The sequence below is a fragment of the Dickeya poaceiphila genome, from assembly GCF_007858975.2.
Lineage (GTDB): Bacteria > Pseudomonadota > Gammaproteobacteria > Enterobacterales > Enterobacteriaceae > Dickeya > Dickeya poaceiphila.
This window is the reverse complement of sequence record NZ_CP042220.2, coordinates 1117903-1133530: the sequence shown is the minus strand read 5'-3', so window position 1 is coordinate 1133530 and position 15628 is coordinate 1117903. Positions and strand designations below refer to the sequence as shown.

General features: G+C 55.2%; 14 protein-coding genes. 8 read left to right on the top strand and 6 right to left on the bottom strand.

Translation table 11 applies throughout. The features are described 5' to 3' along the window. Nucleotides 1-227 precede the first annotated feature (227 nt). Nucleotides 228-1097 carry a bifunctional methylenetetrahydrofolate dehydrogenase/methenyltetrahydrofolate cyclohydrolase FolD gene (gene folD, locus Dpoa569_RS05080; RefSeq protein WP_042874034.1) on the top strand — a complete coding sequence of 290 codons (870 nt, stop codon included), beginning with the start codon at nt 228-230 and terminating at the stop codon, nt 1095-1097. A gap of 5 nt (nt 1098-1102) precedes the next feature. Further along, nucleotides 1103-1315 (top strand): ribosome-associated protein YbcJ, encoded by a 213-nt coding sequence (gene ybcJ, locus Dpoa569_RS05075; RefSeq protein WP_042871970.1) that lies wholly within the window; start codon nt 1103-1105, stop codon nt 1313-1315. Nucleotides 1316-1393: 78 nt separating this feature from the next. Here ybcJ and cysS read toward each other — a convergent pair whose 3' ends face one another. Both cysS and Dpoa569_RS05065 read right to left on the bottom strand, forming a co-directional pair. Beyond that, a complete protein-coding gene (gene cysS / locus Dpoa569_RS05070) occupies nt 1394-2779 on the bottom strand; it encodes a cysteine--tRNA ligase (RefSeq protein ID WP_042871972.1) in 1386 nt (461 codons plus the stop codon). Between the two features lie 396 nt (nt 2780-3175). Next, complete coding sequence (locus tag Dpoa569_RS05065; protein ID WP_042871974.1) at nt 3176-3598, bottom strand: DoxX family protein; 423 nt, start codon at nt 3596-3598, stop codon at nt 3176-3178. Between the two features lie 338 nt (nt 3599-3936). Here Dpoa569_RS05065 and ppiB point away from each other — a divergent pair, with 338 nt between their 5' ends. The 6 genes from ppiB (at nt 3937) to Dpoa569_RS05035 (ending at nt 10150) form a co-directional block, all read left to right on the top strand. Further along, nucleotides 3937-4431 (top strand): peptidylprolyl isomerase B, encoded by a 495-nt coding sequence (ppiB, locus tag Dpoa569_RS05060; protein ID WP_042871976.1) that lies wholly within the window; start codon nt 3937-3939, stop codon nt 4429-4431. Nucleotides 4432-4441: 10 nt separating this feature from the next. Further along, a complete protein-coding gene (lpxH, locus tag Dpoa569_RS05055) occupies nt 4442-5164 on the top strand; it encodes a UDP-2,3-diacylglucosamine diphosphatase (RefSeq protein ID WP_042871978.1) in 723 nt (240 codons plus the stop codon). Between the two features lie 221 nt (nt 5165-5385). Further along, entirely contained in the window at nt 5386-5895 is a 510-nt protein-coding gene (purE, locus tag Dpoa569_RS05050; RefSeq protein ID WP_042871980.1) for a 5-(carboxyamino)imidazole ribonucleotide mutase, read from the top strand. Continuing rightward, nucleotides 5892-6962, top strand: coding sequence for a 5-(carboxyamino)imidazole ribonucleotide synthase (gene purK, locus Dpoa569_RS05045; RefSeq protein ID WP_042871982.1), 1071 nt, complete (start codon nt 5892-5894; stop codon nt 6960-6962). Before purE ends, purK begins: the two co-directional genes overlap by 4 nt. A gap of 471 nt (nt 6963-7433) precedes the next feature. Further along, nucleotides 7434-8717, top strand: coding sequence for an HAAAP family serine/threonine permease (locus Dpoa569_RS05040; protein WP_042871985.1), 1284 nt, complete (start codon nt 7434-7436; stop codon nt 8715-8717). A 62-nt stretch (nt 8718-8779) separates the two neighbouring features. After that, nucleotides 8780-10150: an L-serine ammonia-lyase gene (locus Dpoa569_RS05035; protein ID WP_042871987.1), complete on the top strand. Its 1371-nt coding sequence runs from the start codon at nt 8780-8782 to the stop codon at nt 10148-10150. Between the two features lie 88 nt (nt 10151-10238). On the opposite strand, the gene Dpoa569_RS05030 is transcribed toward Dpoa569_RS05035, so the two are convergent. From Dpoa569_RS05030 to Dpoa569_RS05015, 4 genes are all read right to left on the bottom strand, one after another. Beyond that, entirely contained in the window at nt 10239-10679 is a 441-nt protein-coding gene (locus Dpoa569_RS05030) for a helix-turn-helix domain-containing protein (RefSeq protein WP_042871989.1), read from the bottom strand. A gap of 180 nt (nt 10680-10859) precedes the next feature. Further along, the gene (pstB, locus tag Dpoa569_RS05025; protein ID WP_042871991.1) at nt 10860-11675 is read right to left on the bottom strand and encodes a phosphate ABC transporter ATP-binding protein PstB; all 816 of its coding nucleotides are present in this window, start codon (nt 11673-11675) and stop codon (nt 10860-10862) included. Between the two features lie 18 nt (nt 11676-11693). After that, nucleotides 11694-13340, bottom strand: a complete 1647-nt coding sequence (pstA, locus tag Dpoa569_RS05020; protein WP_042871993.1) for a phosphate ABC transporter permease PstA — start codon at nt 13338-13340, stop codon at nt 11694-11696. Beyond that, the gene (locus tag Dpoa569_RS05015) at nt 13337-15493 is read right to left on the bottom strand and encodes an ABC transporter permease subunit (RefSeq protein ID WP_042871995.1); all 2157 of its coding nucleotides are present in this window, start codon (nt 15491-15493) and stop codon (nt 13337-13339) included. Before Dpoa569_RS05015 ends, pstA begins: the two co-directional genes overlap by 4 nt. Nucleotides 15494-15628: the final 135 nt, after the last annotated feature.

The following is a 15628-nucleotide window of genomic DNA, read 5'->3' as shown; positions in this document are numbered from 1 at the left end:
CTGGCAGTGGCCGCCTCTGACACCAACGCCGCATTCTGCCGGGTGACCTGCTCCATCAGTTCAGCACCTTGAGCCAGTAAACGGTCAAACGATTCTATTGTTGAAACTATAACGTTACTGATAAATCAGATATCACAATTAATAACCATACAACGCCTGACAGCCTGCGCGGCTTCTGCCAAAATAGGCGCAATCTCCCCGCATTGAAAATGATGGATTTTCTGTACATGGTTGCAAAAATTATTGATGGTAAAACGATTGCGCAGCAGGTGAAGGATGAAGTCGCCGTGCACGTGAAACAGCGCCTGGCTGCAGGCAAACGTGCGCCAGGGTTAGCCGTGGTGTTGGTGGGCGATAACCCGGCCTCACAGATTTATGTCGCCAGCAAGCGCAAGGTGTGTGAAGAAGTCGGTTTCGTTTCACGCTCTTATGACCTGCCAGCCACCACCACCGAGCCAGAACTGCTGTCGCTGATCGACGCGTTAAATGCCGATGCCGCTATTGATGGCATTTTGGTGCAGTTGCCGTTGCCAGCGGGAATCGACAATACCAAGGTCATTGAACGCATCGCACCAGACAAAGACGTAGACGGTTTCCACCCGTATAACGTTGGTCGCCTATGCCAGCGTGCGCCGTTGCTGCGCCCTTGCACCCCGCGCGGCATCGTCACACTGCTGGAACGCTATGACGTCAACATGTTCGGCCTGAACGCAGTGGTGGTCGGCGCATCGAATATCGTTGGCCGCCCGATGAGCATGGAGCTGTTGCTGGCGGGATGCACCACCACCGTTACCCACCGCTTCACCAAGGATCTGCGTCACCATGTCGAACACGCCGACCTGCTGGTGGTCGCGGTCGGCAAACCGGGCTTTATTCCGGGCGAGTGGATCAAACCGGGCGCTATCGTGATCGATGTCGGTATTAATCGGCTGGAAAACGGCAAAGTCGTCGGTGATGTGAAATTTGACGAAGCCGCAGAACGCGCCGCCTATATCACGCCGGTGCCGGGCGGCGTAGGCCCGATGACTGTCGCAACACTGATTCAGAATACCTTGCAGGCTTGCGAGGAATACCACGACACCCCAGCACAGGCATAATTCCCATGAACGTATTCCATCTGGATAAACACCCGCACGTGGAACTGTGCGATTTACTGAAACTGCAAGGCTGGAGTGAAAGCGGCGCCTCTGCCAAACAAGTGATTGCCGCCGGTGAGGTGACCGTTGACGGCCATACCGAAACTCGCAAGCGCTGCAAAATCGTTGCCGGTCAGGTAGTGCGCTTCGGCGGCGAGTCGGTTACCGTGCAGGCATAACGCCGGTTTTCATTAGCACCTGAAACAGTAAAGGCCCGGTTTTCGGGCCTTTACTATTGGAAGGGTGCTGAACGGCGATTACTTACGACGCCAGATGGTGCCCTGTGAGCCGTCTTCCAACACGATACCCATTTCCGTCAATCGGTTGCGCGCCGCATCCGCCAGCGCCCAGTCTTTAGACTGACGAGCATCGTTACGCTGTTTAATCAGCGCTTCAATCTCCTGCACTTCACTGTCATCAGCCTGCGCGCCGCTTTGCAAGAATAATTCCGGCTCCTGTGCCAGCAAACCCAGTACACCAGCCAGTTGACGCAACGCCGCCGCCAGACCATTGGCTGCCGCGGCATCGTCCGCTTTCAGGCGGTTGACCTCACGGGCCATGTCGAACAGCACCGAATAGGCTTCCGGCGTATTAAAGTCGTCATCCATCGCGTCGCGGAAACGGTGCTCAAACGCCTCGCCACCCGATGCCGGCGCAGAGGCATCAGTGCCGCGCAACGCGGTGTACAAACGCTCCAGAGACGCGCGCGCCTGCCTGAGGTTCTCTTCCGTATAGTTCAGTTGGCTACGGTAATGACCAGAAATCAGGAAATAACGAATGGTTTCGGCATCGTAGTGCGTTAACACATCGCGCACGGTAAAGAAGTTATTCAGTGACTTGGACATCTTCTCCCGGTCCACCATGACCATGCCGGAGTGCATCCAGTAATTCACATAATCACCACCGTGCGCGCAGGTAGACTGAGCAATCTCGTTTTCGTGGTGCGGGAACATCAGGTCAGAACCGCCGCCGTGAATATCAAAATGTTCACCCAGTTGTTTGCAGTTCATCGCCGAGCATTCAATGTGCCAGCCGGGACGGCCATTGCCCCACGGCGACGGCCAGCTCGGCTCACCCGCCTTGGACATTTTCCACAGCACAAAATCCATCGGGTTGCGTTTCACTTCGGTGATTTCCACTCGCGCCCCAGCCTTCAGTTGCTCCAGATCCTGACGTGACAGCACGCCATAACCCGGTGCGGTATCCACCGAAAACATCACGTCGCCGTTATCCGCCACGTAAGCGTGACGACGGGCTATTAATTTTTCAACCAGTTCAATGATTTCTGCGATGTAATGCGTAGCACGAGGCTCTTCATCCGGGGAGAGAATATTCAGCGCGCGAAAATCGGTATGCATCTCGCCAATCATACGATTAGTGAGTTGCTCGATGGTTTCGCCGTTCTCGGTCGCACGTCGGATGATTTTGTCGTCAATGTCGGTGATATTACGCACATATTTGACGTCATATCCTAGATAACGCAGGTAACGCGCCACCACGTCAAATGCCACGAAAGTACGCCCATGACCGATATGACACAGGTCGTAAACGGTTATCCCGCACACATACATGCCAACCTTGCCAGCGTGGATGGGTTTGAATTCCTCTTTTTGACGACTCAGGGTATTAAAGATCTTTAGCATCAGGGCATTCCATGGTGTTCGCAGGAGATGTGCATCGTTATCTGCGTTACGCGTAATAAAGTCGGTTTTTATCCGGTTTTTGGACGTAGAACCTATCCCAATAGGCGTCATTGGCGCAGCCAGTTTGGACACGGACAGCGCGGAGAAACCGGAGCGTACACGGAGTACGTGAGGATTTCGAGCACTGCCCAGGGCCAAAATGGCAAGTAAAATAGCCTAATTGGGATAGGCTCTTAGCTGCGTATTGAAACCTGAACCCTGAGCTATTGCAAGCGGGTGTACCGAATATTAGCCATCCCTGTTGTTTCACGCTCTTACCGTCCTAAAACGCACAAACCCGGCGATATTGCCGGGTTTGTCTCGCTGCCAGTGCAGACGAATTTCACTATTGCACGCTTAGCGCAAGCGAGGATTGCTCATTACGGAGTATTTGCCGCTGCCCAGCAGCGCAATGGTGATACCGGCAAAGAAGTAAACTGCAACGTTCTCAATCCCCCATGCCCCGGTTTTATCAAGGGTGAAAATCGCTTCCGGATGCGCCAGCAAGAACGCCACGATCATGGTAAAGGCAAAAGCCAGCGCGGCAGGACGCGTAAGGATGCCCAGAATCATCATGATAGGTGCAATCACCTCACCAATAAACACGCCGTAGGCGATAAAACCCGGCAAACCATGCGCCGCCAGCATTCCCTGAATAGGGCCAACACCGGCAATCAGCTTATGAACGCCATGAAACAGAACCAAAATACTGAATGACAGTCGCAAAACCAGCTTGCCACAATCCGGGTTGTCTAAAAGCTGATTAATCCGATCCAACATAGTTTACCTACCTGTATGAATTATTGAATGAGAAACGTGTTAACGAGAGTGACTATCAACTACAACAAGAATATGTTTATAAAGTATAAAAACATACCTAAATAATAGCTGTTATTGATTTAGCGCAATAAAAATATTTTTCAAATAAACTCAATTAATATTATAATCTTAATGAATTTATTTGAATTTAACTCCGTAAACTTTTCCTCATTTTGTTACCAGCTTCACCCTGTGCTGACTCAGCCATTCACTTATGTTATAAGAGCGCTCTTGGCGGCTTGGCGCCTCGGTGAATCTCTCTCATCATTCTGTGTACTATGGCTAAGTAAGGTTTCTCTATGATTACGTTTCATACTAACCACGGCGACATCGTCATCAATACCTTTGCGGAAAAAGCCCCGGTTACCGTGGAAAATTTCCTGAACTACTGCCGCAGCGGTTTTTACAATAACACGATTTTTCACCGTGTAATCAATGGTTTCATGATCCAGGGCGGTGGTTTTGAACCCGGAATGAGCCAGAAAGACACCCATGCGCCGATCAAAAACGAAGCGAACAATGGCCTGGCCAACAACCGTGGCACACTGGCGATGGCGCGTACCAATGACCCGCATTCAGCCACCGCCCAGTTCTTCATCAACGTGGTGGATAACGATTTCCTGAATTTCAAATCTGAAACCGTGAACGGCTGGGGTTACTGTGTATTCGCCGAAGTAGTGGAAGGCATGGACGTGGTCGATAAGATTAAGGCGGTGTCCACCGGTCGCAGCGGTATGCATCAGGATGTACCGAAAGAAGACGTGATCGTCACCAGCGTAACCGTTAGCGAGTAACGCCTTCGGCATGACCACGCTGTTTATTAGCGATCTGCATCTGAGCGAACAGGAACCGGCGATCACCGCCGGTTTTCTGCGTTTTCTGCATGAAGATGCGCCCGGCGCCGACGCGCTCTACATTCTCGGCGATCTGTTCGACGCCTGGATTGGCGACGACGACCCGGCCCCGCTGCACGCAGCCGTCGCAACGGCGCTCAAGACACTGGCCGATAGCGGCGTGCCTTGCTATTTCGCCCACGGCAACCGCGATTTTCTACTCGGTAGGCGTTTCGCCCACCAGAGCGGTCTGCAATTGCTCGCCACAGAAACGGTGCTTGACCTGTACGGTCGCCGCACACTGCTGTTGCACGGCGATACCCTGTGCACCGACGATCACGCCTATCAACACTTTCGTCGCAAAGTGCATAACCCGTTCATCCAGCGGCTTTTCCTGTGGTTGCCGTTGTCTTTTCGTCTGCGCATTGCCGCCCGTATGCGTGCCGCCAGCCAGCAGGCCAACCAGCACAAATCCATGGCTATTATGGATGTCAACGCGGATGAAGTGATTGCGCGTCTGCACCACCATCAGGCCACACTGATGATCCACGGCCACACTCACCGCCCGGCGATTCACGCGATTGACGAAGCTGGTGTATGCGCCGAACGTGCAGTGCTGGGCGCCTGGCATCAGGAAGGGTCTATGCTGGCAGTGACTGCGGGTGATATCCGCCTGATTTCATTTCCATTGTAACGCTGTCTTTACACTGATTTTCCTCATCAGTGGCCCATTTCATCGCCACGCAACCGTTTTCCTCCCTTCTGGCTCATGGTATGCTCTACGCCCTCGCGGCCTGTGGCTCTGGCTTCAGGTCGCCGTTGCACCGAGCAATGACCGCACCATGAACCATTACGTCATTGCCCGTCATCGACATGAATCACCACCGTCATGCAAACCACAGGAGCATTACAGGCATGTCATCCAACGCTGCCCCGGCGAAAATCGCTATTGTCATGGGTTCAAAGAGTGACTGGGCCACCATGCAGTTTGCTGCAGAGATCCTCACTACACTGAATCTGCCTTATCACGTTGAAGTGGTTTCCGCGCACCGCACGCCGGACAAACTGTTCAGCTTCGCCGAACAGGCGGACCAGAATGGCTTTGACGTCATTATCGCCGGTGCGGGCGGCGCCGCTCACCTGCCGGGTATGCTGGCGGCCAAAACGCTGGTGCCAGTGCTGGGCGTTCCGGTGCAGAGCGCGGCGTTAAGCGGCGTTGACAGCCTTTATTCTATCGTGCAGATGCCACGCGGCATTCCCGTCGGCACCTTAGCCATCGGCAAAGCGGGCGCCGCTAACGCCGCTCTGCTGGCCGCACAGATTCTGGCGCGCCACGATAGTGATCTGGCTTCGCGTCTGGCGGCCTGGCGTCAGGCACAGACCGACGACGTGCTGAATAATCCGGACCCGAGGGAACAGTCATGAAACCGGTTTGCGTACTGGGTAACGGTCAATTAGGCCGTATGCTGCGTCAGGCCGGCGAACCGCTCGGCATCGCTGTTTATCCGGTTGGGCTGGATGCGGAGCCGGAATCGGTTCCGGTGCAGCACAGCGTCATCACAGCGGAAATCGAACGCTGGCCGGAAACGGCGTTGACCCGCCAGTTGGCGCAGCATTCTGCCTTCGTCAACCGTGATATCTTTCCACGTCTGGCTGATCGCTACACTCAAAAGCAGCTGCTGGATGAACTGGGTCTGGCTACCGCGCCCTGGCAGTTGCTGGCCTCGGCACAACAATGGACTGAAGTATTCGCCTCACTGGGCGAGCTGGCAATCGTTAAACGCCGCGTCGGCGGTTACGATGGTCGTGGCCAGTGGCGTATCCGCCCAGGCGAAGAGCACAGCCTGCCGGCTGAGTGTTACGGTGACTGCATTGTCGAACAGGGCATCGCTTTTTCCGGCGAAGTGTCGCTGGTTGGCGCACGCAGCACACAGGGTGACTGCGTATTCTATCCGCTGACTCACAACCTGCATGAAGATGGCATCCTGCGAACCAGTGTGGCGCTGCCGCAACCGCAAGCACAACTACAACAGCAGGCGGAGCAAATGCTGTCGTCAATCATGCATCGCCTGGGTTACGTGGGCGTCATGGCCATGGAGTGCTTTGTGGTGGGTGATCGCCTGCTCATCAACGAACTGGCGCCGCGCGTACACAACAGCGGCCACTGGACGCAAAACGGCGCGTCCATCAGCCAGTTCGAACTACATCTGCGTGCGATCCTCGATCTACCGCTGCCGCCTCCGGTGGTCGCCAGCCCTGCAGTGATGGTCAACCTGATCGGCACGGATGTGAACATCGACTGGCTGACGCTGCCGCTGGTGCATCTGCATTGGTATGAGAAAGAGGTGCGTCCGGGACGCAAGGTGGGACACCTGAATCTCACACATCCGGATACCGCACGTTTGCATCAGACGTTGCAGGCACTGACGCCGTTGCTGCCGGAAGTCTATCATTCCGGGCTGGCATGGGCACAACAACGGTTAGCAGAGTAAGCCGGTACGATGACGAGCGAACCAGCCACGGCCCGCTCGTCATCGTCTGGTCAATTTTTTTACGTGACATTGTGATGATTGAGTTTATTATTTTCAAAGCGTTTAGAATAAATACGTTGTATTGGTTATTTATTTCATTCGTACCCATCCCACACAAGAATATTTCCGTATTATTATTCACCGAATTAAACAAAATTAACGCATCAAAAAAGATGCCTCTGAAAATAAATTATTTAACGCATCAATCCTGATATTTTATTTTTAATCATTAAAGGTTAAAATAATTGACCCCCAATCATTTTTGTGATCGCCTCACTATTATTCTCCGTCGAGCAGGATATAGAATGCCGCCACAACAAAGATTACTCTTAATTCACATGATATCGCGTGTGACACCTGCAATTATCTCTGTATTGGTCTGCTGCCGGTACGGTATTTTTTATACTCTGTTTTCACCAAGGAGAAACTCGCATGAGCACAATTCAAGACAGCAGTCAGGTACTGGAGCACGCTTCAGGCTGGCGCAAAAGCGATACCGTCTGGATGCTGGGCCTGTATGGTACGGCAATTGGCGCAGGCGTGCTGTTTTTACCGATTAATGCCGGTATCGGCGGTCTGATTCCGTTGATTATCATGGCAATTATTGCTTTTCCAATGACCTATTTTTCTCACCGCGCATTATGCCGTTTTGTTTTATCCGGTAAAAAAGGCGGCGAAGATATTACCGAAGTGGTAGAAGAACATTTTGGTACTGGTGCAGGAAAATTAATCACCCTGCTCTATTTTTTCGCTATTTACCCGATTCTTCTGGTTTACAGTGTTGCTATAACCAACACTGTTGACAGTTTTATTACCCACCAGTTGCATTTACCCTCGCCACCGCGCGCGATTCTATCGTTGATATTGATTTTGGGGTTGATGTTTATTGTTCGTTTCGGCGAGGCCATGATTGTAAAAGCCATGAGCGTGCTGGTATATCCATTTGTGGCAGTATTAATGATGCTGGCATTGTATTTAGTTCCACATTGGAACACTGGCGTTTTCCATAATATTTCCCTAACCAACAGCACCACCGGCAACGGCTTGCTGGCAACGCTGTGGCTGGCGATTCCGGTGATGGTGTTTTCTTTCAACCACTCGCCGATTATTTCGTCTTTCGCGGTAGCTAAACGCCGTGAATACGGTGATAACGCCGAGAAAAAATGCTCCCGCATTCTGGCCTGCAGCCACACCATGATGGTGCTGACGGTCATGTTCTTCGTGTTCAGTTGCGTACTGGCGCTCTCTCCGTCTGATCTGATGGAAGCGAAAGCACAGAACATTTCGATTCTGTCTTATCTGGCTAACCACTTTAACAACCCGGTGATGGGCTATCTGGCGCCGGTCATCGCCACTATCGCCATCTCCAAGTCATTCCTGGGTCACTATCTGGGCGCAGGCGAAGGTCTGAACGGCATGATGGTGAAAATGCTGCGCAGCCGCGGCAAGACCATCCCGACCGACAAACTGAACCGCATCACTGCGCTGTTCATGCTGCTTACCACCTGGCTGGTCGCAACCCTTAACCCCAGCATTCTGGGCATGATTGAAACGCTGGGCGGCCCGGTGATCGCCTGTCTGCTGTTCCTGATGCCGATGTACGCTATCCGGAAAGTGCCGGCCATGCGCCAGTACAGCGGCGCGTTGAGCAATGTGTTCGTCACCCTGCTGGGCCTGATCGCCATCACCGCTATCGTCTACACCCTGTTCGAGTAATGCCTCTATCCTCTCCCGACGCAGGCGGATCTGCTGCCTGCGTCAGCTGTAAAGGAACCCCTATGGTCAGCGTATTTGATATTTTCAAAATTGGTATCGGCCCTTCCAGTTCGCATACCGTTGGCCCGATGAAAGCTGGCAACATGTTCACCGACTCTCTGGTCAACCTGTCTCTGATTTCATCGGTTGATGCCATTATCGTTGATGTTTATGGTTCGCTGGCTCTGACCGGCAAGGGCCACCACACCGATATCGCCATTATTATGGGACTGGCCGGCAACCTGCCCGACAGCGTGGATATCGACGCTATTCCGGCGTTTATTCAACAAGTGCAACACACCCGTCGCCTGCCGTTGCTCGGTGGACGCTATGAGGTCAACTTCCCGCTGGACAGCGCGCTGCGTTTCCAGCCGGAAAACCTGCCGCTGCACGAAAACGGCATGACGATCCGCGCACTCGATGCCAGCCAGAACGTGCTGTACAGCAAAACCTACTACTCTATCGGCGGCGGTTTTGTCGTCAATCAGGAGCACTTCGGCCAGCCCATCTCGCAGGAAGAACGCGCTCCCTGGCCATTCTATTCCGCCCGACAGCTGTTGCAGCACTGTCACGATAACTGCCTGTCGCTCTCAGCCGTGGTGATGAAAAACGAGATCGCCATGCATGGCCGCGACGCACTGGAAACCTACTTCGCCAGCGTCTGGCAAACCATGCAAAACGCTATTCATCGCGGCATGAATACCGAGGGCGTGTTGCCCGGCCCACTGCGCGTGCCACGTCGTGCCTCGGCGCTACACCGCCTGTTGTTCACCAACGGACGTTTTTCCAACGACCCGATGGATGCTATGGACTGGGTCAATATGTTCGCCATGGCGGTATCGGAAGAAAATGCCGCGGGTGGCCGGGTGGTAACGGCACCGACCAACGGCGCCTGCGGCATTATTCCTGCCGTACTGGCCTATTATGACCGGTTTATCCAACCGGTAACGCCAGATACGTACCTGCGTTATTTTCTGGCCGCCGGTGCCATCGGCATTCTGTTCAAAATGAACGCCTCTATTTCCGGGGCGGAAGTGGGTTGTCAGGGTGAGGTCGGGGTTGCCTGCTCGATGGCCGCCGCCGGTTTGGCGGAATTGCTGGGAGCCAATCCGGAACAGGTGTGCATCGCCGCCGAAATCGGCATGGAACACAATCTTGGGCTAACCTGCGACCCGGTGGCCGGGCAGGTTCAGGTTCCCTGTATCGAGCGCAACGCCATTGCGTCCGTCAAGGCGATCAACGCTGCACGCATGGCCATTCGCCGCGCCAGCGAACCCCGCGTCTCACTGGATAAAGTGATCGAAACCATGTACGAAACCGGCAAGGACATGAATGCCAAATACCGCGAAACCTCCCGCGGCGGTCTGGCGATCAAGGTAGTGCAGTGCGAATAAAAAAGCGGTGCGTTTAACCACGCACCGCCTGCGCTAAAAACAGACGTAACCCGCCGGGCTGATGCAACCCCATCAGCCCGGCGAGCCTTCAGGAAGGTTTTTTCTCGTTGTCCGGCCAGGACCAGATCAGGTTGTTTTCTGCGGCAGAAACATACCAGTCAAGCGCACTGGCGACCGGTTTCGGCATCGATTCCGATGCAGCGGCAGGCGCTGGCGTGTCGGTATTTTTCTTACGAATGCGTAACGGCGCACGCGGTTGCCCGCCATTTAGCCGCGCATTGAAATTCTCGACTTCAGCATCAAACAACACGCCTTCCAGTTGATGCAGACGATTCAACCCGCGCAGAATCGCCAGCAGGCTGCTCAGGGTAATGGATTCGCCCATCTCCGCCCGCTTGATAGTGGCGATGCCAAGCCCGGCGCGCTCGGCCAAATCTACCTGGGATAACCGCTGCTGAATACGTGCGTCTTTTATTCGCCGACAAAGCTCGGTGATGATGTCACCTTCGCTCATGGTACTGAATCTCATAATGCTGCTATCTGCCCCTACGCTAAACTGTGCGCAGTTTATCATCACCCCGTGTAATCACAGCGACAGTCGGGTAACTAAACGTTAGTTTCTCGACACAGGTCAATTTTTCATAAGAAAAAGATATGGAAATAATCACGCCTCATGCAACGCATACGTCGGTACAGCGCCTGACAATGGCTACCCCAAACGACCGGTGATGTAATCCTCGGTACGGCGTTCTCCAGGAGCGGTAAACAGTGAGTCAGTCTCGTTGTATTCAATCAGGCGGCCATGATGGATAAACGCCGTGTAATCAGACACCCTCGCCGCCTGCTGCATGTTATGCGTCACCAGCACCAGCGTAAAACGGCGCTTCAGCGCCCCTATCAGTTCTTCAATCACCAGCGTCGAGATCGGGTCAAGCGCCGAAGTAGGCTCGTCGAGCAACAACACCTCTGGCTCGATGGCGATAGCACGGGCGATCACCAGCCGCTGCTGCTGGCCGCTGGAAAGCGTCAGCGCATTGTCGCTGAGCCGGTCTTTTACCTCATGCCATAACGCTGCCGCACGCAGCGCGTTTTCCACCGCGTCATCCAACAGACGTCGGTCTTTCACCCCCTGCAAACGCAAACCGTAAATTACGTTCTCATAGATGGATTTAGGAAACGGATTGGGCCGCTGGAATACCATGCCTACCCGACGGCGCAGCATCGACACATCTAACGAAGGATCGTTGATACACATGCCTTGCAGGCGAATATCACCTTCAATACGGCAGTGATCCATCAAATCGTTCATGCGGTTAAAACAGCGCAACAGCGTGGACTTGCCGCAGCCAGACGGCCCAATCAGCGCAGTGACGCGGTTTTTCGGAATACGCAGAGAGATATCGCACAGCGCTTGTTTGTCGCCGTAATACAGATTCAACCCACCAACCGACAACGCCGTTTGCTCATCGGTTAACTGATGGACATCCATCACAGGGAGTCGTTCCAGTTGTCCAGGCATTCCCATTACTCTTCTCCCTCCACTTTAGAGCGACATCGCCCGGTATTTTTCCCGCAGCACATGGCGAATACCGATAGCCGCCAGATTCAGCGCCACCACAATCAATACCAGCAGCAGCGCGGTGGTATACACCAACGGGCGAGCCGCTTCCACATCCGGACTCTGGAACGCCAGATCGTAAATCTGGAACCCCAGGTGCATGAATTTCCGCTCCAGATGCAGATACGGGAAGATATCATCCACCGGTAACGCCGGCACCGATTTCACCACCCCGACCAGCATTAGCGGCGCGGTTTCTCCCGCCGCCCGCGCCACCGCCAAAATCAGCCCGGTCATCATCGCTGGCACCGCCATCGGCAACACCACGTGCCACAAGGTTTCCGCCCGTGTCGCCCCCAGCGCCAGCGAACCATGACGCACCGATACAGGAATACGCGACAGCCCCTCCTCGGTGGACACAATCACCACCGGCAGCGTCAGCAGCGCCAGCGTCAGCGACGCCCACAGCAGCCCCGGCGTGCCAAAGGTCGGGTTAGGCAGCGACTCGGCGTAAAACAGCTGATCCAGCGTACCGCCTACCAGATAAACAAAAAAACCCAGCCCAAACACGCCGTAGACAATCGACGGCACCCCGGCCAGATTCGCCACCGCAACCCGCACCCAGCGGGTCAGGCTGGTATTGTCGGCGTACTCGTGCAGATAGACCGCGGCCACCACGCCCAGCGGCATCACGATAACCGACATCAGAATAACCAACAGCACCGTGCCGAAAATCGCTGGCAACAGTTGACCGGGGTTACTGTCATCCGGCTCGAAGCGGGTCAGCATGGTGTCCAACACCTGCAAAGTCTGCTGCGCTTTTTCAGAAATGGTCATCGCATTGGGATACCAGGCCCGCTCGATCATGCTGACCGGAATAGTACGCCGCTGCCCTTGTGCGTCCCGCAACCAAACGGCAGTCCGGTTAATCTCGGCATTGATCGCTATCAGTTGTTGGTTAAGCGCGTTGAAATGATGCTCCAGCTCGATACGTTCAGCGTTAAGACGCGCCTGTGCCTGTTCACTCAACCGGTTTTCCCGGCGTAGCTTCCCTTCCTGCAGCCTCAGCGCGCCGAACTGCTGGTTAACCCGACTTATCTCCCCCTGTCGCAAGGTCTGCGCACGCGCTTTCCATTGCCGAACCAGCACAATACGTTGCTGCAATGTCGATGGCAGGTTGTCAGACACCAGTGGCTGCCCGTCTTCGGTCATGCCATCAAGATAACCATACGCTATGCCGTTGGCGGTACGGCGCACCGCCAGCACGTCGGTTGGCTGACTGGCATCGATCACCGAAGTAGACAACAGCGTCTGGAAGCTCTGACCGTAAAACTCCCGCCACCCGGTTTTAAGCAAATAACGGGTAGCGCCTTCTGCGGGCGGATTAACGATGCCGGCATCCGTCAATTGTTGTCGGGTCAACGGCTGTTCGTCGTAACGCTCACCAATCAACTGGCGCAGACTCCCCTGTGCATCATGCAGACTAAACAGCCACACCGGTTGCGGCCACAGATAGCGCACACTCTGCCCGACCAGCAGCGCAAACACCGCCACCATGGCAAGCAAACTAAAGGTGATGGCGGACGCCGTTAGCCATACCCAGGGCGTTCCGGTGCTAAACCATCGCCTCATGACAAGTCTCCCTCATCGCGGTAACGACGACGCAGACGCTGACGAATCACCTCCGCCAGCGAATTGACCACAAAGGTAAACATAAACAGCACCAGCGCAGCCAGAAACAGCACCCGGTAGTGTGCACTGGACATCGCCGCTTCCGGCATTTCAATCGCAATATTGGCCGCCAGTGATCGCAATCCCTGAAACAGGCTATTGTCCATCACCGGCGTATTGCCGGTCGCCATCAGCACAATCATGGTTTCCCCCACCGCACGGCCAAAGCTGAGCATCAGGGCAGCAAAAATGCCGGAACTGGCCGATGGCAGCACCACCCGCCACAGCGTTTGCCAGGCTGTCGCGCCCAGCGCCAGCGAACCCTGGCTCAACCGGGTCGGCACGCTGAACAGCGCATCTTCAGCCAGCGAAAAAATCAACGGGATCAACGCGAACCCCAGCGCTACCCCCGCCACCAGCGTATTACGCTGGCTGAAATGATCGCCCATCCATTGCCACAGCGGCTGCCCCAGCAAGCGTAATTCCAGCCAGGGTCCCAGCCAGCACGCCAGCGCCAACATCAACAACATCGCCGGTATCAGCAGCAACGCATCCCACCCCGCCGACACGCCGCGGCGCCAGCGCGCAGGTAATTGCTCCAGTGACCAGCCGCATCCCAACACCGCCAGCCCCCATAACGGCGGCAATAGCAAAATCGCGGCCAGATAGGTAGCCATGTGCGGCGCCAGCCACAGCGCGGCAATCAACCCAATCACCACCGTCGGCAAAGCGCCCATGATTTCCATCGCGGGTTTGATCCAGCGTCGCAACGTCGGCGTCATAAAACAGGCGGTATAAATTGCCGCGGCCAGCGCCAGTGGCGCTGCGAACAGCATGGCATAGAGCGCCGCCTTGAACGTACCAACCAACAGCGGAACCAGACTAAATTTGGCCTGATAACTGTCGTCGGCGGCGGTAGGCTGCCAGACGTAATCCGCTGCGGGATAGCTTTCATACCAGAGCTGTTGCCACAACCCACGCCAGCCAACATCCGGGTAAGCGTTATCGAGCTGATAGGGCTGCAAGCCAGAGTCCGTTTCAACCAATAATGCCCGCCCAAGCGGAGAAAATACCGCCAGCCGGGCCTGCGGCACCAACGAGGTGCTGATCAACTCGTCGGATTGTTTACTGGCAAACAGTGAGAAATTCCCTTGCGGGTCAAGGGTGGCAAACACGCGGCGACGCGGTTCGGTCACCAGTTGCAGTTGTCGTCCATGAATAGGGAACGTGCGCAGTTCACTCAGGCGAGGACCCACAGTGGTTGGGATATCAGACCATTGGCTGATATCCCCATCTGCGGATTTAACCAGCAATGAATGCCCTCCTGCCAGCAGCGACAACGACAACGGCGCGGCTCCCGGCAGCACCACCGTTTCACGGGCGGTAAGCACTTGCTCACGGAGTCGCCACACCGTCAGGCGATGACCGTTCAGGGTATAAAGCTGCTGCCCGTCCGGCGTCAACACCAGTTGCTCCACAGGTTCGGTCAGCGTGACCTGCGAGACGGACTGCGCGCCAACGGTGGTCAGCGTATAGAGTTGCAACTGGTTGTCGCCGTCAATTATCGCCACTATCGGCACCGCGTCTGACTCGGTAACCGCCAGTTGCCGCAGCGGTTGAACCGCCCCGACAAGCTGAAGAGGTTGCTCGCCCAGAGGATGCCGCCACTGCGGCGTGCTCACGCCAGACAGCGGCAGTTCCGGGCGCACCACGCTCAGTGCGCCATCAGCCTGCCCCAGCACCAATAGTGGGCGTTCACCCACACTCATCGCGGCCAGCGTTACCGCCTTAGCTAACGGCGCACGCGCTACCGCCTGTCCGCGTTCAAGCGCGATAAATTCACCGTAACCAGCCGCATCCACCCGGAAAGCCCAACGTCCATTGTCACTGATACCCAGCGCCAACGCCGGCTCGCGCATATCAACAGCCACCGGTGCCAGTTGGCGAACCGACGCCTGAGAAAACAAGGGAATGACCACATACAGCAGATAGAAAAAGATCAGCAGCAGCGCCAGCAACACCAGCCATCCGCTCCCCACCACAATCCGGCGCGTCAGCCGGTCGATCAACGCCCGCCGCCTGTCCCGATACGCTAAACCGTCTGAGTCCGCCATATGTCGCCGTTGTTCCTGCCGTGTCGATAACCTGCCAATCCCCTTGCATAAATACAGAGGAAGTGAACATTCCCGTCATTGACGGGGTAACATATGTTGCCTTTACACCTGTAATATGACAATGGTAAGTCGATA

What these genes read in the sequence shown, in the direction of transcription:
- purK (WP_042871982.1), top strand. Translation starts at nt 5,892, where the DNA reads ATGAAACCGGTTTGCGTACTGGGTAACGGTCAATTAGGCCGTATGCTG.
- Dpoa569_RS05040 (WP_042871985.1), top strand. Translation starts at nt 7,434, where the DNA reads ATGAGCACAATTCAAGACAGCAGTCAGGTACTGGAGCACGCTTCAGGC.
- Dpoa569_RS05035 (WP_042871987.1), top strand. Translation starts at nt 8,780, where the DNA reads ATGGTCAGCGTATTTGATATTTTCAAAATTGGTATCGGCCCTTCCAGT.
- Dpoa569_RS05065 (WP_042871974.1), bottom strand. Translation starts at nt 3,598, where the DNA reads ATGTTGGATCGGATTAATCAGCTTTTAGACAACCCGGATTGTGGCAAG.
- cysS (WP_042871972.1), bottom strand. Translation starts at nt 2,779, where the DNA reads ATGCTAAAGATCTTTAATACCCTGAGTCGTCAAAAAGAGGAATTCAAA.
- pstB (WP_042871991.1), bottom strand. Translation starts at nt 11,675, where the DNA reads ATGGGAATGCCTGGACAACTGGAACGACTCCCTGTGATGGATGTCCAT.
- ppiB (WP_042871976.1), top strand. Translation starts at nt 3,937, where the DNA reads ATGATTACGTTTCATACTAACCACGGCGACATCGTCATCAATACCTTT.
- pstA (WP_042871993.1), bottom strand. Translation starts at nt 13,340, where the DNA reads ATGAGGCGATGGTTTAGCACCGGAACGCCCTGGGTATGGCTAACGGCG.
- ybcJ (WP_042871970.1), top strand. Translation starts at nt 1,103, where the DNA reads ATGAACGTATTCCATCTGGATAAACACCCGCACGTGGAACTGTGCGAT.
- purE (WP_042871980.1), top strand. Translation starts at nt 5,386, where the DNA reads ATGTCATCCAACGCTGCCCCGGCGAAAATCGCTATTGTCATGGGTTCA.
- Dpoa569_RS05015 (WP_042871995.1), bottom strand. Translation starts at nt 15,493, where the DNA reads ATGGCGGACTCAGACGGTTTAGCGTATCGGGACAGGCGGCGGGCGTTG.
- lpxH (WP_042871978.1), top strand. Translation starts at nt 4,442, where the DNA reads ATGACCACGCTGTTTATTAGCGATCTGCATCTGAGCGAACAGGAACCG.
- folD (WP_042874034.1), top strand. Translation starts at nt 228, where the DNA reads ATGGTTGCAAAAATTATTGATGGTAAAACGATTGCGCAGCAGGTGAAG.
- Dpoa569_RS05030 (WP_042871989.1), bottom strand. Translation starts at nt 10,679, where the DNA reads ATGAGATTCAGTACCATGAGCGAAGGTGACATCATCACCGAGCTTTGT.